General features: G+C 40.1%; 32 protein-coding genes and 2 pseudogenes. 15 read left to right on the top strand and 19 right to left on the bottom strand.

All coding sequences use genetic code 11. The annotated features are described in order from the left end of the window. The first annotated feature begins 419 nt into the window (after positions 1-419). The 5 genes and pseudogenes from C4E06_RS09810 to C4E06_RS09790 form a co-directional block, all read left to right on the top strand. Positions 420-605, top strand: coding sequence for a hypothetical protein (locus tag C4E06_RS09810; protein WP_107667904.1), 186 nt, complete (start codon positions 420-422; stop codon positions 603-605). Positions 606-757: 152 nt separating this feature from the next. Beyond that, on the top strand, positions 758-1,075 hold the full coding sequence (locus C4E06_RS09805; protein ID WP_198648492.1) for an Asr1405/Asl0597 family protein: 318 nt from the start codon (positions 758-760) through the stop codon (positions 1,073-1,075). A gap of 340 nt (positions 1,076-1,415) precedes the next feature. Beyond that, on the top strand, positions 1,416-1,625 hold the full coding sequence (locus tag C4E06_RS09800) for a DUF2892 domain-containing protein (RefSeq protein ID WP_107667903.1): 210 nt from the start codon (positions 1,416-1,418) through the stop codon (positions 1,623-1,625). A gap of 60 nt (positions 1,626-1,685) precedes the next feature. Beyond that, a complete protein-coding gene (gene petC, locus C4E06_RS09795) occupies positions 1,686-2,219 on the top strand; it encodes a cytochrome b6-f complex iron-sulfur subunit (protein ID WP_107667902.1) in 534 nt (177 codons plus the stop codon). A 27-nt stretch (positions 2,220-2,246) separates the two neighbouring features. Continuing rightward, positions 2,247-2,600, top strand: a pseudogene (locus C4E06_RS09790) (Photosystem Q(B) protein 1); the annotation flags it as partial. Positions 2,601-2,616: 16 nt separating this feature from the next. On the opposite strand, the gene C4E06_RS09785 reads toward C4E06_RS09790, so the two are convergent. Both C4E06_RS09785 and C4E06_RS09780 read right to left on the bottom strand, forming a co-directional pair. Then, the gene (locus C4E06_RS09785) at positions 2,617-3,249 is read right to left on the bottom strand and encodes an IS630 family transposase (RefSeq protein ID WP_232826208.1); all 633 of its coding nucleotides are present in this window, start codon (positions 3,247-3,249) and stop codon (positions 2,617-2,619) included. Between the two features lie 7 nt (positions 3,250-3,256). Next, the gene (locus C4E06_RS09780) at positions 3,257-3,613 is read right to left on the bottom strand and encodes a helix-turn-helix domain-containing protein (RefSeq protein WP_107667889.1); all 357 of its coding nucleotides are present in this window, start codon (positions 3,611-3,613) and stop codon (positions 3,257-3,259) included. 65 nt (positions 3,614-3,678) lie between these two features. Here C4E06_RS09780 and C4E06_RS09775 point away from each other — a divergent pair. The 3 genes and pseudogenes from C4E06_RS09775 to C4E06_RS27770 all read left to right on the top strand — a co-directional run. After that, positions 3,679-4,368 (top strand): annotated as a pseudogene (locus C4E06_RS09775) (Photosystem Q(B) protein 1); the annotation flags it as partial. Between the two features lie 184 nt (positions 4,369-4,552). Further along, positions 4,553-4,771: a hypothetical protein gene (locus C4E06_RS27775; protein ID WP_198648490.1), complete on the top strand. Its 219-nt coding sequence runs from the start codon at positions 4,553-4,555 to the stop codon at positions 4,769-4,771. Then, on the top strand, positions 4,743-5,054 hold the full coding sequence (locus C4E06_RS27770; protein ID WP_198648489.1) for a hypothetical protein: 312 nt from the start codon (positions 4,743-4,745) through the stop codon (positions 5,052-5,054). The genes C4E06_RS27775 and C4E06_RS27770 overlap by 29 nt, the downstream gene beginning before the upstream one ends. Positions 5,055-5,129: 75 nt before the next feature. On the opposite strand, the gene tnpA is transcribed toward C4E06_RS27770, so the two are convergent. Then, positions 5,130-5,543, bottom strand: a complete 414-nt coding sequence (tnpA, locus tag C4E06_RS09765; protein WP_107666573.1) for an IS200/IS605 family transposase — start codon at positions 5,541-5,543, stop codon at positions 5,130-5,132. A 31-nt stretch (positions 5,544-5,574) separates the two neighbouring features. Between tnpA and C4E06_RS09760 the strand changes: the two genes are divergently transcribed. The 4 genes from C4E06_RS09760 (at position 5,575) to C4E06_RS09745 (ending at position 8,431) form a co-directional block, all read left to right on the top strand. Beyond that, positions 5,575-6,840 (top strand): RNA-guided endonuclease TnpB family protein, encoded by a 1,266-nt coding sequence (locus tag C4E06_RS09760; protein WP_107666572.1) that lies wholly within the window; start codon positions 5,575-5,577, stop codon positions 6,838-6,840. 107 nt (positions 6,841-6,947) lie between these two features. Next, on the top strand, positions 6,948-7,610 hold the full coding sequence (locus C4E06_RS09755; protein WP_107667901.1) for a class I SAM-dependent methyltransferase: 663 nt from the start codon (positions 6,948-6,950) through the stop codon (positions 7,608-7,610). A gap of 30 nt (positions 7,611-7,640) precedes the next feature. Further along, on the top strand, positions 7,641-7,787 hold the full coding sequence (locus C4E06_RS09750; protein WP_198648488.1) for a hypothetical protein: 147 nt from the start codon (positions 7,641-7,643) through the stop codon (positions 7,785-7,787). Positions 7,788-7,933: 146 nt separating this feature from the next. After that, positions 7,934-8,431, top strand: coding sequence for a rhodanese-like domain-containing protein (locus tag C4E06_RS09745; RefSeq protein ID WP_107667900.1), 498 nt, complete (start codon positions 7,934-7,936; stop codon positions 8,429-8,431). A gap of 125 nt (positions 8,432-8,556) precedes the next feature. Here C4E06_RS09745 and cysK read toward each other — a convergent pair whose 3' ends face one another. The 13 genes from cysK to C4E06_RS09685 all read right to left on the bottom strand — a co-directional run bounded on the left by cysK (position 8,557) and on the right by C4E06_RS09685 (position 20,699). Next, the gene (cysK, locus tag C4E06_RS09740) at positions 8,557-9,525 is read right to left on the bottom strand and encodes a cysteine synthase A (RefSeq protein ID WP_107667899.1); all 969 of its coding nucleotides are present in this window, start codon (positions 9,523-9,525) and stop codon (positions 8,557-8,559) included. A 36-nt stretch (positions 9,526-9,561) separates the two neighbouring features. Further along, on the bottom strand, positions 9,562-12,177 hold the full coding sequence (locus C4E06_RS09735) for a cyclic nucleotide-binding domain-containing protein (RefSeq protein ID WP_107667898.1): 2,616 nt from the start codon (positions 12,175-12,177) through the stop codon (positions 9,562-9,564). Positions 12,178-12,213: 36 nt separating this feature from the next. Then, complete coding sequence (locus tag C4E06_RS09730) at positions 12,214-12,837, bottom strand: 4Fe-4S single cluster domain-containing protein (protein WP_107667897.1); 624 nt, start codon at positions 12,835-12,837, stop codon at positions 12,214-12,216. Positions 12,838-12,866: 29 nt separating this feature from the next. After that, entirely contained in the window at positions 12,867-13,316 is a 450-nt protein-coding gene (locus C4E06_RS09725) for a DUF3122 domain-containing protein (RefSeq protein WP_255412140.1), read from the bottom strand. 417 nt (positions 13,317-13,733) lie between these two features. Then, entirely contained in the window at positions 13,734-15,011 is a 1,278-nt protein-coding gene (locus C4E06_RS09720) for an FAD/NAD(P)-binding oxidoreductase (RefSeq protein WP_232826209.1), read from the bottom strand. 322 nt (positions 15,012-15,333) lie between these two features. Continuing rightward, positions 15,334-16,200 (bottom strand): CoB--CoM heterodisulfide reductase iron-sulfur subunit B family protein, encoded by an 867-nt coding sequence (locus C4E06_RS09715; RefSeq protein WP_107667895.1) that lies wholly within the window; start codon positions 16,198-16,200, stop codon positions 15,334-15,336. Next, positions 16,197-16,718 (bottom strand): 4Fe-4S dicluster domain-containing protein, encoded by a 522-nt coding sequence (locus C4E06_RS09710; RefSeq protein WP_198648493.1) that lies wholly within the window; start codon positions 16,716-16,718, stop codon positions 16,197-16,199. The genes C4E06_RS09715 and C4E06_RS09710 overlap by 4 nt, the downstream gene beginning before the upstream one ends. Before the next feature lie 75 nt (positions 16,719-16,793). Then, positions 16,794-17,858, bottom strand: a complete 1,065-nt coding sequence (locus tag C4E06_RS09705; protein WP_107667894.1) for an FAD-dependent oxidoreductase — start codon at positions 17,856-17,858, stop codon at positions 16,794-16,796. Between the two features lie 161 nt (positions 17,859-18,019). Then, a complete protein-coding gene (locus C4E06_RS09700; protein ID WP_107667893.1) occupies positions 18,020-19,066 on the bottom strand; it encodes a CoB--CoM heterodisulfide reductase iron-sulfur subunit B family protein in 1,047 nt (348 codons plus the stop codon). A gap of 15 nt (positions 19,067-19,081) precedes the next feature. Beyond that, positions 19,082-19,786, bottom strand: a complete 705-nt coding sequence (locus tag C4E06_RS09695) for a 4Fe-4S dicluster domain-containing protein (protein ID WP_107667892.1) — start codon at positions 19,784-19,786, stop codon at positions 19,082-19,084. Between the two features lie 111 nt (positions 19,787-19,897). Beyond that, complete coding sequence (locus C4E06_RS27310; RefSeq protein ID WP_157951136.1) at positions 19,898-20,086, bottom strand: hypothetical protein; 189 nt, start codon at positions 20,084-20,086, stop codon at positions 19,898-19,900. A gap of 25 nt (positions 20,087-20,111) precedes the next feature. After that, positions 20,112-20,387 carry a hypothetical protein gene (locus C4E06_RS09690; protein ID WP_107667891.1) on the bottom strand — a complete coding sequence of 92 codons (276 nt, stop codon included), beginning with the start codon at positions 20,385-20,387 and terminating at the stop codon, positions 20,112-20,114. Between the two features lie 24 nt (positions 20,388-20,411). Then, positions 20,412-20,699 (bottom strand): hypothetical protein, encoded by a 288-nt coding sequence (locus tag C4E06_RS09685; protein WP_107667890.1) that lies wholly within the window; start codon positions 20,697-20,699, stop codon positions 20,412-20,414. A gap of 36 nt (positions 20,700-20,735) precedes the next feature. Here C4E06_RS09685 and C4E06_RS09680 point away from each other — a divergent pair, with 36 nt between their 5' ends. After that, positions 20,736-21,092, top strand: coding sequence for a helix-turn-helix domain-containing protein (locus tag C4E06_RS09680; protein ID WP_107667889.1), 357 nt, complete (start codon positions 20,736-20,738; stop codon positions 21,090-21,092). Continuing rightward, entirely contained in the window at positions 21,085-21,732 is a 648-nt protein-coding gene (locus C4E06_RS09675) for an IS630 family transposase (protein ID WP_107667888.1), read from the top strand. The genes C4E06_RS09680 and C4E06_RS09675 overlap by 8 nt, the downstream gene beginning before the upstream one ends. Here C4E06_RS09675 and C4E06_RS28695 read toward each other — a convergent pair. Genes C4E06_RS28695 through C4E06_RS09665 form a run of 3 tightly spaced genes read right to left on the bottom strand, consistent with a single transcriptional unit; the run spans position 21,727 to position 22,651 of the window. Next, the gene (locus C4E06_RS28695) at positions 21,727-21,891 is read right to left on the bottom strand and encodes a hypothetical protein (protein WP_232826205.1); all 165 of its coding nucleotides are present in this window, start codon (positions 21,889-21,891) and stop codon (positions 21,727-21,729) included. The two genes, C4E06_RS09675 and C4E06_RS28695, sit on opposite strands and share 6 nt — an antisense overlap. Positions 21,892-21,950: 59 nt before the next feature. Next, on the bottom strand, positions 21,951-22,187 hold the full coding sequence (locus C4E06_RS27765) for a hypothetical protein (RefSeq protein WP_107667887.1): 237 nt from the start codon (positions 22,185-22,187) through the stop codon (positions 21,951-21,953). A gap of 56 nt (positions 22,188-22,243) precedes the next feature. Then, positions 22,244-22,651 (bottom strand): hypothetical protein, encoded by a 408-nt coding sequence (locus C4E06_RS09665; protein WP_198648486.1) that lies wholly within the window; start codon positions 22,649-22,651, stop codon positions 22,244-22,246. 235 nt (positions 22,652-22,886) lie between these two features. Here C4E06_RS09665 and C4E06_RS09660 point away from each other — a divergent pair, with 235 nt between their 5' ends. After that, positions 22,887-23,033, top strand: a complete 147-nt coding sequence (locus tag C4E06_RS09660; protein ID WP_198648484.1) for a ribbon-helix-helix protein, CopG family — start codon at positions 22,887-22,889, stop codon at positions 23,031-23,033. Positions 23,034-23,181 lie beyond the last annotated feature (148 nt).

Raw genomic sequence — 23,181 nt, 5'->3', positions numbered from 1 at the left:
TTCTGTGGCAAGATACTAACGATGATTTGAAGTTTCTTGTCCGTTGAGGTCGGGGTCTGACCTTGGCTACACCCGCTTAGGGATAAGCTTCCTACCCATAGTGTCACCATGAAGACATACCCCCAATTGACCATCTGTACCCCCTTCCTCCCTCAGCCAGATTGTTACAACTCTCCCAACCCAAGAAGATCAAGCCATCAGCCATCGACTTCTCATACAATGATAGTCATTATTTTCAACGATCTTTTCCCTTGAGAAATAACTCTTTATAATTTTTCTTTCAATAAATCTTTATTGAGATACAGAAGCAATAGAGAGAGCGATAATAAAGATGGGGAGAGTGTGATATTTCTTCAAATCCCATCCAGAAAAATAGCATCCTCCTCCTTGACAATAACCTAGCGGGAGGTGTTTGAAAGATGAAAACCCGTCAAGTTTGTGAATTGTTAATCGGTTTACCGCTTTTATTTCTTTGTTTGTCTGGATTGACTTATTTTCTGGGAACATTGAATCTTCGATTGGCTTTAGTGGTTGAATTTACTTTATTAGGAGCAATTATTATAGGTTGGTTTGCTCTGTTCGATCGAGTGTTAACTCACACCTGATCTGAGAACTTACCGAACTGACTAGAGAGCAGAATATTCTTTTTCGGGGGACAAGCCCTCCGAAAACTTTTCTCTTCTATTAATAAAATTTTTCAATTATTTGTTAGGCCAAGTAAGGAAACCATGACAATCTTATTTATTTGTCCGCATCAATGAATTCAAATAACTTTCCTTTAGAATCGAGTCAATTTGTCACAGTTAATGGGGGCGATCGCTGGTTTGTTGCCAAACGCCTTCAGGAATTACAGATTCCTTGCTCTTACTCCACTAATCAGCCTTTACAAGTCCAGCTATCAACTCCAACAGATGTTATTCAGCTCTGGAGTGTCCTCAATTTGGGAGACGACAAACAAGAAGTATTATTAGTGGCGAGCGTTCCCTTGACTAAGGAAAACTGGATTCCCTTAGCTGAAGGAGAAATTCAGGCAATCGCTAATGGCCGTGTTTTGGAGGTAGTAAAAGTGAAATGAGCTCGACCAACAATTTTTGCCAAGTCGCGAGAACTAGAGACAATTTTTTACCCGAGCAGTATTGGCTCTCCCCTCGTCACTGGCGATCGCTTGACCTGTACGTACTGGTATCGATGAAATGTTCCCATTATTTGACTAAATGACTAAATAGTTATATAATCAAAACTAGGTCGTATAAACTTCTTCATCACAACAACGTCCCAAAGCCAAAGAAATTGCTCTCAATGCCAGCCAAAAGATGCAGGCAGCAATGGAACGTTTGGTTTCGCCTGATTTTGTTGTTCAAAGTTAGTTAGATATCTGCAAAGAAAAATAGTTTAATTTTAAGGAGAAAATAACCATGTTTAACAATGTAGGAACAGTAGATCGCATCATTCGCCTTCTTTTAGCCACTGCTTTTGCTTATTTCGGGTTGATAATTTATAGTGGTTCAGCTTTAGGTATTGGTTTAACTATTGCTGCTGCTGTCTTGGCAATTACTGCTCTAGCTGGCTCTTGTATGCTTTATGGCCTGTTGGGCATTAATACTCGTAATCCTCAACAAAACTAAATAAGCTGTTAGCTATTAGCTATTTGTTAAATCTAATAAGCAATATGGAGGTATGAACCAATGGAAGGAAGTCTTCCCTTAGAAAGTCCATCAATGTCCCGCAGGCAGCTACTCAATTTTTTGACTGGTGCAGCCGTTGCTGCTACTGCTGGCGCAACTCTTTATCCCGTCGGTAAATTTTTCATCCCACCTTCAGAAGTGGGTGAAGATGGTTCAATTATTGCTAAGGACATTAACGGGAATATTATTCCGGCTGAGCAAATTTTAGCAGAACCACCTGGAACTCGCGCTTTAGTTGCAGGGTTAGCTGGAGAACCTACTTATCTCACCGTGAGAGAAGATGGAACATTGCATCCTTGGGGAATTGTCGATAATTGCACCCATCTAGGCTGTACTTTCCCTTGGAATGGCAATGACAATCAATTCCAATGCCCCTGTCACGGTTCTCGTTACGATGCACAAGGCAAAGTCTTACGAGGTCCTGCGCCTCTTCCCTTGCAATTAGCTCACGTACAAGTAGAAGGCAATTATATTCGCATTTCTCCCTGGACTGAAACCGACCCCCGTACAGGCAAACAACCCTGGTGGGTTTAGTAATTATGTTAACTAGGAGTGTCTGTTATGACTACCATAATTCAACGTCGTTCCCAATTAGATCTTTTTTCAATTTGGGAAAGGTTTGCCCGATGGATTACCAGCACTGAAAATCCCATCTATCTCGGCTGGTTTAGCGTGCTGATGATTCCCACCCTGCTAGTTGCTACGATAGTTTTTGCGATCGCCTTTGTGGCTGCTCCCTCTGTAGACATTGATGGCATCAGAGAACCAGTCATTGGTTCACTGTTAGGAGGAAATAATATTGCTACTGCTGCGGTTATTCCCACTTCGGCTGCTATTGGTCTACATTTTTATCCCTTGTGGTCGGCTAATTCTATCGAAGAATGGCTTTACAATGGCGGTCCTTACCAGCTAATTACAGCAGTTTGCGACTTTATGAGGTACAGTAGCAACAATGAGCAAACCAATTTCTAATATCACATTCTGTGATCAAATCTAATCCAAAAGAGATTGCTTTTTCGAGAGTTTCACGGGAACGCGCAGCTACTTTTCGTAAATAAGCTTTAAGTTTAGACCAGCAATTTTCTATGGGATTAAAATCAGGAGAATAAGGAGATAAGTAAATTAAAGAAGCACCTACTGATTGTATTTTTTCTTGAACTCCCTTAACTTTGTGAGCCGGTAAATTATCCATTACTACACAAGCACCTGGCCAAAGTTGGGGTAGTAAAACTTTATCTAAAAAAACTTGAAAAGCTATACCATTTATTCCTCCTTCTAGAGTCATTCCTCCTATAAAACCTTTAAGAGCAATCGCTCCAATTAAACTTAAATGTTGTCCAGGGTAAAAAGGCTGTTGACTATAGGCACGAGTCCCTTGAAGAGAACGAGCATATCTACGAGCTAAAGCTAGATTGGCTCCCATTTCATCAATAAATACTAAATTTTCCATGTCAACTTTTTTGACTTGTTTCCAATAGTTAAATCGAAGACCCTGGACTCTTTCAGTTGTAGCTTGACTCGATTTGACTGTTTGTCTTGAGTGCGTCTTACATTCTGGGGACACCCCAGAATTACGCACTCGCTTTTTTTCGAGTCAGTTTTTTTCTTTGTAGAAAACGACAAATGTTACTAATAGATAGTTTAACCCCTGTTTCTAATTCAAGAGAGTTTTGTAATTCTTCTAAAGTGATATCATTATTATCAGCAACTAATTTCTCAACCACCTGTGTATGCTGTTCTAGTCTGGCAATAAATCCTTTTCCACTCTTACGAGGTTCTATCTCGTTGGTTTCGCGATATCGCTTCAATAATTTTTGAGTGAAGCTAAGACTAACTTTAAAGCGTTTAGCTAACTGTCTTTGTGAACCTTCTTGGTTTTGATAAGCTTCAATAATTTTCTGACGTAAATCAATAGAATAAGGTTTCATTGAAGGATTTATTAAAATTATTATGCTAATTTAAAATTGTACTACACTGAGTCGCAAACTGCTGTATCTTGCACTTTCTGATTAGTGTTTGGGCTTATTTGGGAAGACTGTGGGAATTATCTTATCGTTTGGGAATGCGTCCCTGGATCGCTGTGGCTTTCTCTGCCCCAGCAGCAGCAGTAACAGCAGTCTTGTTGGTTTATCCTATCGGTCAAGGGAGCTTTTCAGCAGGAATGCCTTTAGGCATCACCGGGACTTTTAACTTTATGCTGGCACTACAAGCCGACCATAATGTCTTAATGCACCCATTTCATATGCTAGGGGTAGCTGGAGTTTTTGGTGGCGCATTTTTAAGTGTCATGCACGGTTCTCTAGTAACTTCCAGCTTGATTCGAGAAACCACAGAACTTGAATCTGTTAATCAAGGCTATAAATTCGCTCAGAAGGAAGTGACCTACAATTTATTGGCTGGTCATGTGGGCTATTTGGGCAGATTACTCATTCCCTCACTAGCTTTTCGCAATAGTCGCTCGGTCCATTTTCTCTTAGCAATATTACCTACCATAGGAATTTGGTTTGCTGCCTTGGGAATTAGCACGATGGCTTTCAATCTCAATGGGTTTAATTTCAATCAATCCATTCTCGATAGTAGAGGACAAGTAATTCACACCGATGCAGATTTACTCAATCGCGCTAACTTAGGAATTCAAGAAATGTACGCTCCCAATACCCATCATTTTCCTAAGTTGCTCTAGCGAAAAACCTTTAGTGATAAGTAGAAAAATGCTTTCGATTAGCTAGAAGATTAAGATAGCAAGCACTTCAGTCCAAATGAAATCGAGGTAATAACGATAGAAGAGAGAGGTTATCATTTTTACTCTGCTCTCTCTTCTCCCCTCATTCATCACTTGCAAATACACTTATTATTCGAGAAATACCATGAGACATAAAAATAGAAATAGAAACTGTAAACAACGACATTCCAACCATTGGGCAACCGCAGGAGCTTGTCTAGCCGTAATGTCCAGCACTACCTTAACTTCGACCGCAGAGGCAGCTACCAACACCAGTTTAGATGCCAAAACCCAACAGGCAATGATTGATGCGATTAACGATGAGTATCATGCCCGTGCCTTTTATAAGTGCAATAATAGATAAGTTTGGCGAGATACGTCCTTTCAGTAACATTGTTCATGCTGAAACTCGGCACGCAGAGCGATTGAGTCGGTTATTTAAGCGGTATGGCTTGCCAATTCCAGAGGATTCTTTTGCGGGAAAGGTGGAAGCTCCCGAAACCTTGGAAATCGCCTGTCAAATGGGTAGACAAGCAGAAATTGCTAATGTGCAAATGTATGATAAATTCCTGAATTTTGTTCAAGAAAGTGACTTAAGAAACACCTTGGCCCAACTGCGTTATGTTTCCCAACTTAAATGTCGGTAAGGGGTCTCCCCTTATACGAATGTTAGGGGGAGGGGAATTACCGACCAAAAAATAAACCGACCATAGGGAGTCCTTTTAAACAGGAGATTGTTGTTTTTCAACATATTGTTTAAGTTGTTCAATCGTTACACCACCGCAAGTAGCAATAAAATAAGAACCAGTCCAGAACACAGGTTTTTGTCCATAAAATTGAGTTAAATGATCTGAAAAATCTTTTCTGATTAAACGAGAAGAAACAGTTTTTAAATTAGCAATAAATTTACTAAGTTGAACTTTAGGATTAAACTCAACAAGTAGATGAACATGGTCTGTTTCACCATTAAATTCTACTAATCGACAATCCCATTTACTGCAAGTATCTGTGAAAATTCGTTGCAGACGAGATAGGATGTCAGGGGTAATGACTTTTCTCCGATATTTAGTCACTAAGACAATATGTACGGCAAGTAAGTAAACTGACCTATTTTCTTTACTATAACTATTGTTCATTAACAACGATAAGTGCTACAATAATAGTATTATGATACTGACATTTGAGTACCGAATCAAGCCTAATCAAAAGCAAGCAGAGTGTATAAACCAGTGGTTAGAACTTTTACGTCGTCACTGGAACTATGCGCTAGGTCAGCGTTTGGACTGGTTAAGACGGACTCGATGTGCTATTGATAGATGCAGTTTAATTAGTGAAACCATAGGAGAAATACCAGAAAAAGTTAATTATTACACTCAACAATCAGATTTAAAACAGACAAAAACTCTCTTTCCTGACTACAAAAATATCTACTGCGAAGTTCAACAGATGAATCTTCAAAGATTAGAAAAAGCCTGGAAAAGATGGTTAGTTCCAGATAAAAAAGGTAAAAGAGGAGGGCGACCTAGATTTAAAAAAGCTGGTCAATTAAGGTCTTTTAGTTTTTCGAGAGTTAATCATCCCAAAGCTGTTATCAAGTTTCAAAATAATTGTCTTTGGACAAAAAAATGGGGAGCTATACCAGTTGTAATCCATCGTCCGATTCCTGAAAGTTTTATTCTTAAAACAGCTACAATCGTTAAAAAAGCAGATGGATACTATGTCTGTATTACAGCAGAAGATGAGACGATTCCGAATGTTATTCCCATAGATAATATCAAATCAGCAGTTGGAATTGATGTAGGATTAAAAGAGTTTTTGACTACCAGTCAAGGAAAAACAGTTGCTGTTAAAAAGATTTATCGCAATCGACAAAAGCATTTAGCTCGTCAACAACGTAAATTAGCCAGAAAAAATAAAGGGTCAAAAAACTATGAGAAACAACAAAAAAGAATAGCTTTAACTCATCAAAAAATTGCTAGATATCGAAAAGACTGGCACTACAAAACAGCACATTGGTTGGTCAATAATTATGATTTTATTGCTTGTGAAGACTTAAACATCAAAGGGTTAGCTAAAACTAAATTGGCTAAGAGTATTTTAGATGTCGCTTGGGGAAATTTCTTAACAAAATTAGAAGCAGTGGCGGTAAAACGCGGCGTTTGGTTTGTCAAAGTTAGTCCTCATGGAACGACAGTAAATTGCTCAAGCTGTGGTCATAAAGTTCCGAAAACACTATCAGTTAGATTACATGAATGTCCGAAATGTAATTTGACAATGGATAGGGATGAAAACGCCGCAGTTAATATTATAAAAAAGGCATTGCAAATACATGGGGTGGGTCTCATCCCGTCTGCCTGTGGAGGCTTAGTCAGTGGACAGCCTGTGAAGCAGGAAACTTCTGGAACTGAGTATATGCAGTTATCTCTGTTTTAGAAGCCCCCGTTATACCGCCCAAGCGGTTAACGGAGGGAGAACGTCACAACAATCACAAAGTAGCATTTGAAAGATGTCTCAATTCAAGAGGTTCAAAATTATAAACTATGAATTTATCAACCCTTCAAAAACGTCTATTTGCTTGGGGCATGGGGAAAGCTAATGATGCCGATGCCGATAGAATTAAACTAATTGATTGTCCTGAATATCAAAGCTTAGGAGAACTCAAAAAGGCATTGTTGGGCAATTTACAGCATCAAGTTTTAGAAATTGGTCCTGGTGCGGGAGCAAGTCTTGCTTATTACCCCGAAGACATTTCTTGGATTGGTGTCGAACCCAATCCCTTTATGCACCCATATCTAGAACGAGAAGCACAGCAACTAGGACTGGCTAACATCAAATTACTTTCAGGAACAGCAGAAGATTTACCTGTCGAAGATCAAAGTATCGATACTGTGGTCAGTACCCACGTTCTCTGTTCCGTTACGGATTTACAGGCTAGTCTACAAGAAATTAAACGCATCCTCAAACCAGGAGGTAGCTTTGTCTTTATCGAACACGTTGCCGGAGAATGTGGCAGTTGGACGCGGAAGGCTCAAGATGGGGTCAATCCTGTTTGGAAAAATTTGTTTGATAACTGTCATCTAAACCGCGAAATCTGGAAGATTCTGCCACAGATTGGGCTAGAAACAGTTAATTACTACGAGTTTAAAATAGCGATTCCCCTAGTCAGTCCTCATATTGCTGGCAATGTCCAGAAAAAAACCTAGCAATAGAGCAATAAGATTCTAAACGTTTAATTGTCCATCAAGGCTAAATTTACAGCTCAGACTCAAGTGGCGATCGCCGTCGATGATGGAGCTTTAGCTGGCACTCAAATCTGGCGCGATCTGCGTAGGATAGAGGGTGCTAGACCGAATTTAGATAATTTGCCTGTATCTGTCTAACGATCCTCGATAATTTTACTAATCAAAAAATTATGGCTTTTAACAAGATTTTAGTCCCCCTAGTTCGTTCTGAATCGGCAGCAACGATTGGGACAAAATAGTTGACATTTCAGAAACAGTAAGCTGATTTTTAGGGAGAATAGTAGATGACACAATTTGTAGCGGCCTTATGGTTGGGAATCTGGCTGTATTTTGGGACTTTTTTGGCAGTCCCCCCTGCTTTTGCTGCTGGTAACCTTGCCCAAACCGGCGATCAAGTCGAGGCGTTAAGTGATCGCAATCTAACTAGGATACAGCAGTTTTTGGGTTCCCTCCCCCGCGACTATTACACTGTCAGACAGATAAATCAAGTTAAAGCTCTTAGCAAGGAACAACAAGCACTCTTAATAGATGTTCGAGAGCCAAAGGAATATGCTTCTGGTCATATTAAAGGAGCCATTAATCTTCCTTTACGCAGTTTAACCGATAATCTCGTTCGCATTCCTAAAAATCGTCCTGTAATACTTTATTGCTCTACAGGTTATCGAACTGCAATGGGAGTTATGGCTCTGCAAATGCTCGGATACGATAATGTTAGAGGTTTTCCTCCCAGTCTTGAGGGTTGGAAAACCGCTGGTGAAGCGTTAGAACAATCAAGATATTAGACTTGTTTTCCTGGCTGTCCGAAGGGGCGGACCGCTATCTAATCGGGGCTATAAAACTTAGAACCTCAGTGGCGGATTCAAGATCTATAAGGCGATAAATTCCTTAAAAAACACAAAAATAGAAGTTAGCCTGTAATAATCGTCTCTAATGAGATTATTTCTGGTAATGCAAACATTGAGGTACTGAGATATCTTTCACCACCACTAGCTTGAATGGCTACGATCTGGCGATCGCGGTACTGGGGTCGTCTTGCCACTTCTATCGCTCCAGCGACTACTGCGCCAGTGGAAATCCCACTGAGAATTCCTTCTTCCCTTGCTAAACGTCTGCCAATTTCATAGGCATTTTCTTCCGTTACCTGAATAATTTCATCAATTAAATCCACCCGCAACACATCGGGAATAAAACCAGCCCCAATACCCTGAAGATCGTGAACTCCCGAAGATTTACCGCTTAACACCGCACTTTTAACTGGTTCAATTGCTACAATTTTAAGAGAGGGTTTTTTTTGTTTGAGATAGCAACCCGCACCTGTGAGAGTACCGCCAGTCCCGACTCCCACCACTAAAACATCAATTTGTCCTTCTGTATCCAACCAAATTTCTGGGCCTGTCGTTTCATAGTGAATTTTAGGATTTGCTGGATTGCTAAATTGTTGGGGAGAAAAAGCGCCAGGAATACTGGCAATAAGTTCATTGGCACGGGCGATCGCACCTGGTATATCTAATTCAGCAGCAGTAGTAATTATTTGCGCCCCATAAGCTTTAACAATTGACTGTCTTTCCTGACTCATATTTTCAGGCATCGTCAGGATTAAACGATAGCCTTTAGCAGCACACACCATTGCCAAACCAATACCAGTGTTACCAGACGTTGCTTCAATAATTGTAGATACACCAGGTTCGATTAAGCCAACTTTTTCGGCTTCATCGATCATGCTAATGGCAATGCGATCTTTAACTGATTTAGCTAGATTAAAGCATTCTAACTTCAAGACCAGATCGGCAACACAGCCAGAGCTTTGAGATAGTTTCGGTAACTTGATTAAGGGAGTGCGACCAATAATTTCAGTGATATTAGTGTAAATAGGCATGGATTAAAATTAGTTAAAAATCAAATTATGCAGTTACTAAAACATGAGCTGGAAAAACAAGATCGTCAATCCACCCATTAAGCCAATATGAGGCAGATTACGACTCAGAGGACGCTGGGTAATTTTACTTAAGGGAAATAAGCTCAGAATAAAAACCGTTAATAAGGTTAGACCTTGCAAAAAAGCAGCAACATCACTACTCCAAGTTAGAGTTGGTAAACCCGCACCACTAAAACCAAAACTACGAGCGATCGTTGGTAAAATTTTTCCCGCTTCGCTAATGGCAGCAGGGATATAATAGGCAAGATTTAGTCCCAAGGTCATGGGCAGATAGGCATAGATGACCTTAAGATAATCAGGCAGTTGGGGGTCGAACAGGCGAGTTAATTTATGAGTGAGATAAGTTGCTACAAAAGGAATACTCAGCAAAATCGTAACCACTGGTAGGGAAATAAGTAAATGCTCGGAATCAATCGGTAAATCTCCCCAACCTACCCAACTGAGAATTTTGGCAGAATAGTGCATGAAAACTCCCCCAAACAACAAGAGCATCAAAGCGACTTCGGCGGGAAAACCGCGATGGTTTTCTAGGATATCGGCAGCAGGAAAGCGAAAATTAAGCTGAACCGAACGATTGGGACAAGCCTTGAGACAAGTCATGCACAGAACACAATCGCGATTATCTGTTAACTGGGCTGGATGGGAGTAAAGGGGACAACCACCAGTTACTTGTCCTTCAGTGGGGAGAGCGTTAGCAAAGTTAACGGTTGTTGCTTCTCCACCTTTATAACAGCCGAAACTACTACACTGACTACCGCACACTTGTTGGGTCGAGCGCAATTCAATGGCAGCCAACTTGGCAAACATCCCATTCATACCGCCAATAGGGCAGAGATAGCGACACCAGAGACGACGCTCGTAAATCAAGCTACAAAGAACCGCCCCCGCAGCAATGATAATTAACAACCAAGAGGAGAGATAGGCAGTATGAGGGAGATCCCACAATTTTTCCCAAAGATAAATAGCCACAAAACCAACCCACAGCACCCAGGCACCCCATTTATTCAACCATTTGGTATCCCAAGGTCGTAATTTACGGGGCAAGATCCACAACGAGATAGTTCTGATCCATTCTCCCGCAATCATAAAGGGACAAACCGCACACCACAGCCGACCGATAATAGGAAACAGCAAAAGGTAAAACGGCCACCACCACGCCCAAAAGAAATTGAGGGTCATACTAGAGTCGCGAGTTTGAGGACCGATAAAACCGATAATGGTAACGGGAATAAAAACCGCCATCATCCCTAACCAAAAACGTTGTGGCCACCAGTTACTCAGTAGAAATCGACGCAACCAAGGCAATTGATTGAGCAAATCCATCCTAAAGGCATTTTTAGCCGATTCCACTGACCAGAGTACCTGTTCGGGGATTACTGTTTGTTCGGCAGGGGTCATGCTCGCTGCTCGTTTGAGAATGGCTGCGAGTTCAGAAATATTTTCAGGATAGTCGTAACTGAGCAAACGACGAAGATCCGCTTGGTCTATTGCTAAAGGAGTTCGCCCTCGTTCACGGCAAAATTTAGATAGGAAATAACGGGTAAAATCAGGAATATCCTGTTTGCGTTGGACTAGGGTAAAGAGTTTAATTGGGTAGGCTTCGATTGCGGGAAAAGAGATTTTCTGGGGGCTGGCAAAAATAAGACGCACCCAACTGTCAGCTTCTCTTGTTACTGCTCCCCGTGCTTGATTGGCAATAATCCGCCCTGTTTTAAAATAAGCACTCAATCGATCGCGCTCGGACTGATTTAAGAGGTGAGCATTGTCGATTAATAATGTCCCCCTTTCTAGTAATTCAATCACACTCAATTGGGATTCCCCTCCACCAAAAAGAACATCAGTATTTAACTGACCGTTTTCTTGTTTGGGTAATTTAGCCAAGTCAACTTCGGCAAAAGGGCGGTTTTTCAATCCCGAATTACCGTGAATTAAACCTGCCACAAAGGTTTTACCACTACCAGGAGGTGCTTGTAGAATAACTGGTTTTAAATCTGTTGCTGTTTGTCGAACCTGCTGGGCTAATTTTTGACTGGCTTTACTGCTGCCAATCACCGACTCATCCACTGGGATTGGGCGAATATAAGATTGTAATCCTTGAATGCGTTCTTGTTCTTTGGCTGCACGTTGGGCAAAGTAGGCTAAGTCTTGAGCGAGTAGAGAATTAATCGCTCCCTGAAAATCGGGATAGGTATTGATAAGCTCTAAAAAGCGATCACGCTCTAAAAACCAAATCTCACTTTTACTCAATGCTACGGCACTGGCAGGATAAATAGCCGTTTTTTCACTGTTTAGTAAAGGGACACAGCCAAAAATTTCCCCTGCGTTGCGGTAATTAATATGGGTTCTTCCTACTAAAGAAGAGCGATAAATTTCTACCGATCCCCATTTCAGCAAGTAAAATCCTAACGCTTTAGTTTTCTGTTGATAAATTTCCGTATTGGCTTCGACTCGGAAAACTTGCAAACACCGTGCGATCGCCTCGAGTGCTTTCTGGCTCAACCGTCCCCAAATCCGATGAAAACTCAACCAGTTAATACATTCTTCAATAGCTGATTCATTGAGATTAACAAGTTTTAGGGGCTGAATAGTCATTATTGCTCACATATAGGTATTTTCAGCAACTACAATTTAATCAGACAAGGACATTTGACCCAGATAACCCGTAACAATACGACTACCATCTTTGAGAACATGAATTTCGGTGTGGTCGCTAGCCCAAGTGATTCGGTCTTGTAATGCCCGATTAAAAACATGAACTCGCTGATTACTCGAAGAAACAGGAGAATCGGGAGAATTTATGGCAAGAGATTGAATATAAGCACCATCAATTAAAATATCGAGTTGAGCCAATAAATCCTGAGAACCAGCAGGAGCATATTCAGATTGCAGTTTCTCTAAGGTAAATCCAGTAAAGGACATCACATTAAGTCCTCTAGCTTTAACTTGACGAGCTAAATCGGCTAAAGCCGAAGCTTGCCAAAAAGGTTCTCCTCCCGAAAAAGTAACCCCTTCATTGCAAGGATTACTGGTAATTTTCTCAACCAATGTATCTACTGCCATTAATTGATTGATTTCAAATGACCAAGAATCAGGATTAAAACAACCAGGACATTCTCGCAAGCATCCCTGCACCCAGACTACAGCGCGACATCCAGGACCATTAACTTCTGACTCATCGACATAACCCAAGATGTTGAGATATCCAGGGGGAATCTCTAGTAGTTCTAAATAGGGATTTTTTTTTACTGTCATTTCTGGTTCTCCTAATTACAAGAAAATTACTAGCTTTTGACAGCGACACTTTGCCATTCCAAAACCACTTCTGAAGGAATGGATAGTGAGATCGAGCTACTGCCTTTCATTGCCAAAGAGAGATTCAGTGTGGTTACAGGTAATTGAGAGAGGATATTTTGCAGATCGAATTCACCTACATTAGAAGCAGGGGCTTTTTCGGCAAACACATCTTCAGCTTTCAATAAGTCTCCCCGATCAGTAGTAATTGTTAATGGTTGAGGATGGGCAAAATCTGCTAATCCTGGAAAATCTACTAACCGTAAATGGATCGTACTCGAACCACCTGCTTTGGTGCGTTTAAACAACACGACTTGCCAAGAATTACCGCGATCATCAAATAGAGTATGTCGCGATTGAATCAATACCTGTCCTGGTGCTTCTTCCATCTGGCGGATTGAGGCAAATGCAGGATGAGTCGTGAAGCCGTTTAACCCGATGAATATTGACGAGAGTAAGGCGATCGCTATAACTGACTGAGATAAAAATCCGCGAATTCGATACCACATTGAAAAATTACCTGTTTGAATTTATCCTTTGTCTTTTGTCTTTCGTTGTTTGCTAAAGACCAATTAAACTTTATTTCTTTATTATATTATATAACCAACAAGTTATATAATGAGGTCAACGAATTTTAATAATTTGTCAAGGTCAAGGCGATCCAATACTGCTCGGTTAAGGGGCAGAGGAGCCATTAATCTTCCTCTACGCAGTTTAACTAAACAAGGAATTTTTCTACCTACAAGATCTGTTAGAATCGAAATTCTTGAAAAGCTTCAACAAGTTAATCCTATTGGTTTAGTCGTTCTCACCATTGTTGACAACCTTTCCTCGAAACACCACATAATTATAGATAATTAAATTTTAAGATCATTGCCGAATGTCTGTAATAACTGATTGATGGGTTGAAAGATATCCGCTTCAAATCCTTCTCCTTTGAGCATCCGATGCCAGTAAATCCAAGGGAGCGCATAAACTTTAGCCAGAAACATAGAATAACGTTCTTTTGTGGGATCGAGGGGAAGGGATGGAGTCGGATTGCCATCATAATCAAATTCTGCCATGATAGCTGAACGATAGCCAGTAATTAACGGACAACAGGTATAACCGTCGTATTGAGCCATTAGTGGCTGACGATTCATCTTGGAAAGTAAGTTCTGCACCACGACAGGGGCTTGTTTGCGAGCGGCAGCAGCGGTTTTAGAGGTGGGGAGGGAAGAGGCATCTCCTAAGCCAAATACATTAGGATAGCGATTGTGTTGTAGGGTATATGGGTTCACATCAACCCAACCTTGGTCATTAGCGAGAGGGCTTTGCTTGATGAAATCAGGGGAACTCATCGGTGGAGCAACATGAATCATGTCATAGTGAATGCTAACCGCTTCTATTCCCTTGTCAGTGGTGACATCAAAAATAGCTTCTTTGCTATCTGCTTTGATTTCTTTGAGGTTATGCTGAAACTTGGTAATAATGCCACGCCTTTTTACAACCCCTTCTAAGGTGGCATTGTAAGCTGCAACACCAAACATTTTTGTCCCTGCCGAACAAAACATGACTTGATGGTTTTTCCCCAGGCCACGCTTAAAATATTCATCTGCCATATACATCACTTTTTGCGGTGCGCCGCCACACTTAATGGGAGTAGTCGGATAGGTAAAAATCGCCGTACCCTCTTGGAAATTTTTAATCGTTTCCCAAGTGTAAGAAGCATAGTCTTTGGAATAGTTGCTAGTGACTCCCCCCTTCCCTAAGGACTCTGGTAGTCCTTTGATTAAATGCCAATCGATTTGGATGCCTGGACAAAGAATCAGATAGTCATAGGCGATAGTTTGACCTTGAGCTAATGTCAAACAGTTTTGCTCAGGATCGAGGGTGGTGACATAATCTTGAATCCATTTAGCTCTCTTAGGAATAACATCTTTTTCCTCTCGAACAAATTGGTTGATAGGTGCAATGCCTCCTCCCACTAATGTCCATCCTGGCTGATAGTAGTGCTTTTGACTGGGTTCAATGATTGCAAGATCAAGACAGGAGTTTTGCTTAAGAAGTTGGGCTGCCGTCGTGATGCCTGCGGCTCCACCACCAACGATGGCAATTTGATAGTGAGATACGGAATTATCATGAGTTAATAAAATTGACTTTTCTCGTTCGAGGTGAGATGTTTGTATAGAAACAGACAAAGTAAATTACTCTCCTTGTTATTCATTGTTTTTGTTTTATAGCTTTGATAGCTAACGAAGCATCAATGAAGAATTTCATTGACAGAAAAAAATGATTAATAAAGTTTATTCGTTCTCGCCATCACTGAAGCCAATAATGGGATAATCGCAAAGCAAAATAACTCTCCTTTTATCAACCAAGAGATTAGGTTTGTTTTGGGAAGTTCTAATTTGGGAGTTTTACCTTAGTTAAATTAATCAAGGTTTTCCAAGTTCTGGTGAACACTCAGAAAATAAATTACAAGCCCAATTTAGTTAAAATTGGTTGAGGGGAAACAATATGTTTATACATCCCCAACTTTCTCGGACTAATGCCTAAAGCCAATCCAATAATTTCAGTAATATAGAGAATAGGAAGGTTATAAGAAACGTTATATTTTTTCTCAATATCCGCTTGACGTAACTCTAGGTTGGTATCACACAAAGGACAAGCCAAAACGATACAATCTGCCTCTAAAGATTGAGCTTCATCTAATAATTGTTTCGTCAGATCAAAGGCAACCTCTGGTTGAGAAACTAAAATCGGCCCGCCACAACATTTGGTTTTTGACCGAAAATCTACTACTTCTGCGCTACATATTGCTGATAATTGATCCATAGTGGTAGGAAACATCGGTGAGTCCCAACCTGTGATATCTGCTGGACGAGTGAGAAGACATCCGTAATAACAAGCCACTTTTAATCCCGTTAACGGCTTTTTGACTTGTGGGGCAATATCCACATCATTGGCTAACACATCCACCACATTTCTGACTCGGATATTATAATCAGCGACATTTATGCCCATTTCTGACAGAATTGCCGTAATCCTCTCTTTTTCGGTGGTATCTTGTAAGGCTTTTGCTGCTCGTGCCGATTTATTATAACAACCGGAACAGGAGGCCAATAAATCAAGGTTTTGTTTTTGGGCAAGGGCCACATTTCTTGCTGCCATCGCCATGCCGACATCGTGGTCAACACCAGCAGCGACGGAACCGCCACAACAAGACCAGTCTTGTAGTTCTTGCAGTTCAATACCTAAAGCTTCCATCACTACTTTGGTGGAGATATCAAACTCTTTGGCGGTGGTATGTAAACTACATCCAGGATAGTAAGAATATTTCATTGTTGTTTTGCCTTTTCTAATGCGTCACGGAAGGGTTTAGGGTTTTTAATGGTGTCGGGAAAGGGGGACATTTTGCCTTTGAGGGCTAATTTAATGCCTAATTCCGCTTGGTCAAGCATGGCTTTTAACCCGCCATATCGCTGCATTAATTCCGGTTCAAATAAAATGCCTCGTTTTTCCACTAATTCCACAAATATCTGGTTAAAACGAGTGGAATCATTTTCAATGCCTTCTCGTATGGCGATCGCCTTAACCGCTTCGATGACATCGGTAGGACGTACCCCGCGAGGACATCGGGAGGTACAAATATAACAAGAACTACACATCCATAAGGTGTTACTTTTAAGCACCCTTTCCCATTCTCCCCGTTGCACCATTAAAATGAGGGTTCTGGGGGACATATCCATGCGCTCAATATTGGTACAGCCACCGCTACAAGTACCACACTGCATACAAGCAGTAATAGCCGCCCCTTTACCCCCTTCAGCGATTACTTTTTTCATCACTTGAGAGTTCATTTTATCGCCGTCCAGTTGGCGATCGCTTTTCAGCCCAAAGACAAATTTTCGGTTTTTTATCACTGTTTTTTTACCTTAATTAACTGATACTGTGATGGGAATGACATATTTTCCATTAATGCTGGATTTAGAGGCAATTTTCGTAAAAAAACTGGCAATTTCTGCCGCGGCTGATCGTCCGTCGGTAATTGATTCCATAATGGCTTTGGGTCCGGTTGCCGTTCCTGCCAGAAAAATCCCCGTTTGGGTTGAATGGTTATTAGCATATTGAGGGTGGAAAGTGGCGTAAAAGCGATCGCAACCAATAGTTAAACCAGCTACGTCTGCTAACTCAGAGTTCCCTTCCATCCCCACCATTAACACCAAAAGATCAACGGTTAAGCGCATGGGTTTAGCGGTTAAAGTATCTTCGAGTCGCAAGAGTAAACTGCCATCATTTTTTTCGGCTGCTTCTGAAAGCCGACCCCGAATAAACTGCACCCCAAAGTCTTCTTGAGAGGTGCGATAAAGTTCCTCATATCCCCGACCAAATACCCGAATATCCATGTAAAGGCAATAAATATCACAATCGGGATTTTGTTCTTTAATCTCAATGCCTATCTTCACCGCATTGGTGCAACAAACCCGTGAACAATAATTGTTATTTACCTTTTCATCACGAGAACCGACACAATGAATAATGCCGACTTTTTTCGGTGATTTTCCAGTGCGAGTGGTTACCTTTCCTGCTTTGAGCATGGCATCAAGTTCTATGGCATTGATGCAATTATCATAAATTCCGTAACCATACTCTTCTTTTAAAGACGCATCAAAATGTTTAAATCCAGTGGCGACGAGAATGGCTGAGGCTTCAATTTGTTCTCCTGTTGAGGTAATGACCGTAAAATGAGGCGCAGAACCTTTAATTTTTGTAACGGTAGTTTGAGTTAAAATTCGGGTCTTTCCTAAATTAACCTGTAAATTATTGATAATTTCTGAGGCATCGGTAAAGTCAGGAAATACCTTATAGTATTTATTTAAGTGTCCTCCTAGTTTGTCTTGTTTTTCAATTAAAACAACATCAATTCCTAAATCTTGTAGTCTTCCGGCTGCTGCCATTCCTGCCGGACCAGCACCAATTATTACCACTTTTTTATTCATAATTTTAACCTTGAAATTACAATCTTTGAATCAAGCAACTACACTGATTTTTTTCTCTTAAAAAAGGTGAATTCAAGATAAGCTCAAAGGCTATTTCAATCCTTATCTTAAATCCCCGTTATTTCGTTATATATAATCCAACTCCTCACCCCGAACTCAGGTCAAAAAGGTCTTCTCCGTTCTTCTGCTGTTTGAGATTTATCGTAAGGAATGCCAATTTTATCTAACAAAGGCTCAATTTCAACCACTTTGGCATTGAGTCCACAATCTTTAAAAGGGTCATACCCTAACATTAACCCTGTCAATTGTGCATAGTCCAAAACACTCACATTAAACGCTTCTTCCAAAACCTCTTTAATCGTTCCCTGTTCAGCATCTAAAAAGACCGTACAACCAGGACAGTTTGTTAACATCAAATTGCAGTCAGGATGAGCTTCTTTAAGACTTTCTAATTTTTTGTAGGTACTACTAGCCGTATAGTCTCTGTTTTCGGGAAACGCACATTGGCGGAAACCCATACCGCAACAATGCCGACGTTCGGGATAATCTACAATTTCAGCCCCAAACGCTTCGAGTAACCCTACCAAGACTTGGGGAAATTCGACCCCTCCCATGGCTTCCCCTGGAAAGATTTTTCCATAATGACAGCCAATATGATCGACGGCTTTGATACCTTTGAGACTATACTTGGCTTTTTCAGCTAATTTATGACGGTTGGCATAAAAGACATCAGACGCATGAACCACTGAGGGTCTTCCCCCAGACACATGAGGAACCCAAAAATCACGGCCTGTGGTTTCTTTTAAGGTTTTTGCGGTATAGTCTCGCAATTCTGGTTCTTCTTCCCAAAGCTGAATGACTTCGGTATAATTAGCAAAGGAAGTGACACAAAATGAGAAGAGATTATCAACACCCTGTTCGTAATGAGCCACGGAAAAATTGCGCGCAGCTACCACCATTTGGGTTTCTAGGTTGGTTACGTCTCCGTGATAACCAATAGCACCACAAGAAGTATGACCAGGTGCTTCTCGCAAGTCGATCCCTAAATCATTTTTTAAGATTTTATAGGCAATACCTTCGGTGTAAGGGGCAGCACTTTGCAGAAAGCAACTGCGGAAGCATCCCCATACATTTCCTCCTGGTTCGTCAACGGTTGGGATGTGCTTTTGATGTTTTTCCCACAGGATATTTTCTCTGGCGACTTTCATAATGGTTTCTCTTGCTTAATTATCTTTGATTTCGTAATTTCTGCTATCAGCTGTTTCCACCCAGTTTTCCCAAAACTTCTCAACTTCAGCTTTGCTACCGAGTTTCTTCTCCATGCCTTTTTCTACAGCCTCCATTAAGGCAACTGCTCCCGTTTTTTGATAAATTGCTCGTAATTCTTCCATGTCTTTTTCAGGAATCACACGGTGAGAACCTGCACTATTTTGCTTGTTCATTGGCACGTCCCACCATTCCCGCATTTGTGCCATGTGTTCGTAATAATATTCCCAGTTTTCTCCGAGTTCGGGAAAATGTTCGGGACTGATATTTTCTGCCACTAGGGTATAGCCTCGTTTGAGCATATTTTCCCCAAATATCCGCTTGGCAAACAATTGCTGTCTACCTTTTTCTGACTCAGCAAAGTAACCGTGACGGACGGAAAGGCGACGCAAGGCTAAAATTACTGTGGCAGGACTGTTGCTTCTAGGACACCTTGTTTTACAGGAAAAACATTGCCCACAAAACCAGATTTTATCTGACTTGAGTAACTTGATGAGCCATGCTTCATCTTCACTTTGGCAAATGTTCATCACCTCTCTGGGGGAATACTCATACACCTCTGCGGCCGGACAAACCGCCGTACAGACACCACAGTTAAGGCAAGCATTCATACCATGTCGGTATTGAATGTCTCTTTTAAGCTCGTTTACTAAATTGCCCATCAATCAACTCCATTTTTCTAATGAGTAATTTATCAATTTAAACTATATAACTAATTGGTTATATAAAAGCTTAGCTTGAAAATGAGAAAATTTTAAGTTTTGTTACTTTTCTTAATAATTGAATAAATTGTTAAGCTCATAAAAAGCTGACTTTTCACGGTTCCGTTGCAAAAAGTAGCGATCGCGGTTGAAGGAAGCAGGAGTTAAACGGCACTTTGAGTCCCAAGGATTATTAGGCTTATGGGGATAGCCGAATCCTCTCCAAATGACGATAGCATCAATAAGTGGTTGATTGTTCATGATTAACACCATAATTATTTATCCTCTAATTAAGATGATGAGTTAGAATTTGAGTTGCTGTAAAGCTTTCATTATTTGTGGCAAGTTTTAAGGTTTTGTCCTCTAATTCTATGGGAATATCTCTATCAGAAAAAGGAACAGTAATTGTATTGCTCCCTTCAACACATCGACAATCTTTATCGACTACAAAATAGCTGTAACTTTTTTCAAGAATATCACTGTAGCTAAAGACAAGATAATCACCTTGCTCGAACTCAAAAACATAATTACCGTAACAGTCATCGAAATCAAAAAAGTACATTTTTTTTCTCCTTTTCAATAATGGTTAACTTTCCAACAAAATTTTTCCTAGAGCATTTCCAGAAAGAGGATCTCGTAAAGTTGGATGGTATTGTACTATTCGCATTTTTCCGTCTGAACATATTAAAGAATAGATGTCTCCCTGCTCACTTTTTTCAGAGAGTGTTCTTTGAATTATTTTCCATTCGTGTTTGATAATTTCAAGCTCTCCATCAAGAATCATTTGAGCGTTTCTCTGTTTATTTTTCAAATAAATAGAGAAGAGATAATTAATTTTCGGTGTTACAGCAGTTTGCGACTCAGTGTAGTACAATTTTAAATTAGCATAATAATTTTAATAAATCCTTCAATGAAACCTTATTCTATTGATTTACGTCAGAAAATTATTGAAGCTTATCAAAACCAAGAAGGTTCACAAAGACAGTTAGCTAAACGCTTTAAAGTTAGTCTTAGCTTCACTCAAAAATTATTGAAGCGATATCGCGAAACCAACGAGATAGAACCTCGTAAGAGTGGAAAAGGATTTATTGCCAGACTAGAACAGCATACACAGGTGGTTGAGAAATTAGTTGCTGATAATAATGATATCACTTTAGAAGAATTACAAAACTCTCTTGAATTAGAAACAGGGGTTAAACTATCTATTAGTAACATTTGTCGTTTTCTACAAAGAAAAAAACTGACTCGAAAAAAAGCGAGTGCGTAATTCTGGGGTGTCCCCAGAATGTAAGACGCACTCAAGACAAACAGTCAAATCGAGTCAAGCTACAACTGAAAGAGTCCAGGGTCTTCGATTTAACTATTGGAAACAAGTCAAAAAAGTTGACATGGAAAATTTAGTATTTATTGATGAAATGGGAGCCAATCTAGCTTTAGCTCGTAGATATGCTCGTTCTCTTCAAGGGACTCGTGCCTATAGTCAACAGCCTTTTTACCCTGGACAACATTTAAGTTTAATTGGAGCGATTGCTCTTAAAGGTTTTATAGGAGGAATGACTCTAGAAGGAGGAATAAATGGTATAGCTTTTCAAGTTTTTTTAGATAAAGTTTTACTACCCCAACTTTGGCCAGGTGCTTGTGTAGTAATGGATAATTTACCGGCTCACAAAGTTAAGGGAGTTCAAGAAAAAATACAATCAGTAGGTGCTTCTTTAATTTACTTATCTCCTTATTCTCCTGATTTTAATCCCATAGAAAATTGCTGGTCTAAACTTAAAGCTTATTTACGAAAAGTAGCTGCGCGTTCCCGTGAAACTCTCGAAAAAGCAATCTCTTTTGGATTAGATTTGATCACAGAATGTGATATTAGAAATTGGTTTGCTCATTGTTGCTACTGTACCTCATAAAGTCGCAAACTGCTGTAATTCTTCACAGATCCTTTCGATAATTTTTGTATCGTTCTTTTGGGTCATGAAATGAGCGTAAAGTTTTGGTTTTCTTTCAAATATTTCATGAATCAATGATTCCGCAATTATATCGTAAACTTCTAAGTCAAAACCGTCCATAATAACCTCGTTGTGTTTAACTAATAAAGGGGTTGGGTTAACCCCTTTAAGTGGGTGGATTAAAGATTAATTAAGATGGAAAAACTAAACCACATTAATTCAATGGCTATGAAATATAATCCTGGCTCAAAACAATAACGAATATCTAATTTGGGTTGCTCATGTACTTGAAAATAAAAATTAACTTTTTTAAACCCCAATCGATAATAATCTCTATCATTTTCTGTCCAAAAAGACAGTTCAAGCCACTTATTTTTCAGAACTATGTTTCTGTTATCGAAATCCTTAAGACTCATGTTTTTTGTCCGTTAATGAATGAATCAATGAAATGTCAATTAATTTAGTTTTCTGTTTAAAATTCAGCGTTGGGAAAACACTGATGATAATCCAGAATATAAAAGCCCTTAAATTGGTTTTTATGCTGTTCAAAAGCTTCTAATACTGCTTTTTTGCTCACTTCACTCACAGCAAAGCTGATAATTCGTTCTTCTTTGGGATAACTGCGGCCATCATCGGGATCAATGGCTAATTCATGTGTACAGAGGGTAATGGCAACCTGGATAGGTTCTTGTTTGGTGTGTCGAGCGATCGCCTGTTGGCAAGTGGTGGTTTGAGGATGGAAAGTACGGGTGACTTTCTCGAATGCACTGCACCATCCTCGACTGCGGATGTCTTGGAAATCGGTGAACATGGGGCAATCCACACAGGTATCACATTGCGTTAAGCCCTCGATAGGCGTGAAATCTTGGTTTTGTCGCATAATAGAAATAGATTTATGTTGAATAGGGAGAGCAGTTAAGCTGTTTCTCCTTATTTTTTTTGCTGATTTAATTCTAGTGTATATGTGTGTATATAATCAAGTATGTAAGTATGTGTATAATAAAAAAAGGTAATAATAAATATGAGGATATGTGTATATGAGTGGAATAGCGATGTTAAAGGATTACCGTGTAGATGCGGGAGCGTGGGGAGAATCAAAGAGGCGCGTCAATCTGATGTTGACACCGACAGCAGTGGAGAAAGTAGACGCAATAGCAGAAAAAATGCGTTTGACTCGCTCTGAGGTGCTTGAGCGTTTAATTCGGACTGAATGTCTTAATGAAGATTTACTAAAGGAAATCTCTGGAGATAAAGCAGAGTAACAAGTTTGTGTCAAATTAGGCAAAAAAGAAAAAAGTCCCCAATCCTTTTAAAAGCTTGTTCACGGTAGGGATTTGATCTATATTTGAGATATTGTTCTCAGCAGAATAATTAATGTATAGCAGATATTATTCAAGCAAAGAATCTTCT

The sequence above is a fragment of the Cyanothece sp. BG0011 genome, assembly GCF_003013815.1.
Classification (GTDB): Bacteria; Cyanobacteriota; Cyanobacteriia; order Cyanobacteriales; family Microcystaceae; genus Crocosphaera.
This window is presented reverse-complemented; position numbering and strand designations above follow the sequence as displayed.

What these genes read in the sequence shown, in the direction of transcription:
- C4E06_RS09810 (WP_107667904.1), top strand. Translation starts at nt 420, where the DNA reads ATGAAAACCCGTCAAGTTTGTGAATTGTTAATCGGTTTACCGCTTTTA.
- C4E06_RS09805 (WP_198648492.1), top strand. Translation starts at nt 758, where the DNA reads ATGAATTCAAATAACTTTCCTTTAGAATCGAGTCAATTTGTCACAGTT.
- C4E06_RS09800 (WP_107667903.1), top strand. Translation starts at nt 1,416, where the DNA reads ATGTTTAACAATGTAGGAACAGTAGATCGCATCATTCGCCTTCTTTTA.
- petC (WP_107667902.1), top strand. Translation starts at nt 1,686, where the DNA reads ATGGAAGGAAGTCTTCCCTTAGAAAGTCCATCAATGTCCCGCAGGCAG.
- C4E06_RS09780 (WP_107667889.1), bottom strand. Translation starts at nt 3,613, where the DNA reads ATGAAACCTTATTCTATTGATTTACGTCAGAAAATTATTGAAGCTTAT.
- C4E06_RS27775 (WP_198648490.1), top strand. Translation starts at nt 4,553, where the DNA reads ATGAGACATAAAAATAGAAATAGAAACTGTAAACAACGACATTCCAAC.
- tnpA (WP_107666573.1), bottom strand. Translation starts at nt 5,543, where the DNA reads ATGAACAATAGTTATAGTAAAGAAAATAGGTCAGTTTACTTACTTGCC.
- C4E06_RS09760 (WP_107666572.1), top strand. Translation starts at nt 5,575, where the DNA reads ATGATACTGACATTTGAGTACCGAATCAAGCCTAATCAAAAGCAAGCA.
- C4E06_RS09755 (WP_107667901.1), top strand. Translation starts at nt 6,948, where the DNA reads ATGAATTTATCAACCCTTCAAAAACGTCTATTTGCTTGGGGCATGGGG.
- C4E06_RS09745 (WP_107667900.1), top strand. Translation starts at nt 7,934, where the DNA reads ATGACACAATTTGTAGCGGCCTTATGGTTGGGAATCTGGCTGTATTTT.
- cysK (WP_107667899.1), bottom strand. Translation starts at nt 9,525, where the DNA reads ATGCCTATTTACACTAATATCACTGAAATTATTGGTCGCACTCCCTTA.
- C4E06_RS09735 (WP_107667898.1), bottom strand. Translation starts at nt 12,177, where the DNA reads ATGACTATTCAGCCCCTAAAACTTGTTAATCTCAATGAATCAGCTATT.
- C4E06_RS09730 (WP_107667897.1), bottom strand. Translation starts at nt 12,837, where the DNA reads ATGACAGTAAAAAAAAATCCCTATTTAGAACTACTAGAGATTCCCCCT.
- C4E06_RS09715 (WP_107667895.1), bottom strand. Translation starts at nt 16,200, where the DNA reads ATGAAATATTCTTACTATCCTGGATGTAGTTTACATACCACCGCCAAA.
- C4E06_RS09710 (WP_198648493.1), bottom strand. Translation starts at nt 16,718, where the DNA reads ATGAACTCTCAAGTGATGAAAAAAGTAATCGCTGAAGGGGGTAAAGGG.
- C4E06_RS09705 (WP_107667894.1), bottom strand. Translation starts at nt 17,858, where the DNA reads ATGAATAAAAAAGTGGTAATAATTGGTGCTGGTCCGGCAGGAATGGCA.
- C4E06_RS09700 (WP_107667893.1), bottom strand. Translation starts at nt 19,066, where the DNA reads ATGAAAGTCGCCAGAGAAAATATCCTGTGGGAAAAACATCAAAAGCAC.
- C4E06_RS09695 (WP_107667892.1), bottom strand. Translation starts at nt 19,786, where the DNA reads ATGGGCAATTTAGTAAACGAGCTTAAAAGAGACATTCAATACCGACAT.
- C4E06_RS27310 (WP_157951136.1), bottom strand. Translation starts at nt 20,086, where the DNA reads ATGAACAATCAACCACTTATTGATGCTATCGTCATTTGGAGAGGATTC.
- C4E06_RS09690 (WP_107667891.1), bottom strand. Translation starts at nt 20,387, where the DNA reads ATGTACTTTTTTGATTTCGATGACTGTTACGGTAATTATGTTTTTGAG.
- C4E06_RS09680 (WP_107667889.1), top strand. Translation starts at nt 20,736, where the DNA reads ATGAAACCTTATTCTATTGATTTACGTCAGAAAATTATTGAAGCTTAT.
- C4E06_RS28695 (WP_232826205.1), bottom strand. Translation starts at nt 21,891, where the DNA reads ATGGACGGTTTTGACTTAGAAGTTTACGATATAATTGCGGAATCATTG.
- C4E06_RS27765 (WP_107667887.1), bottom strand. Translation starts at nt 22,187, where the DNA reads ATGAGTCTTAAGGATTTCGATAACAGAAACATAGTTCTGAAAAATAAG.
- C4E06_RS09665 (WP_198648486.1), bottom strand. Translation starts at nt 22,651, where the DNA reads ATGCGACAAAACCAAGATTTCACGCCTATCGAGGGCTTAACGCAATGT.
- C4E06_RS09660 (WP_198648484.1), top strand. Translation starts at nt 22,887, where the DNA reads ATGTTGACACCGACAGCAGTGGAGAAAGTAGACGCAATAGCAGAAAAA.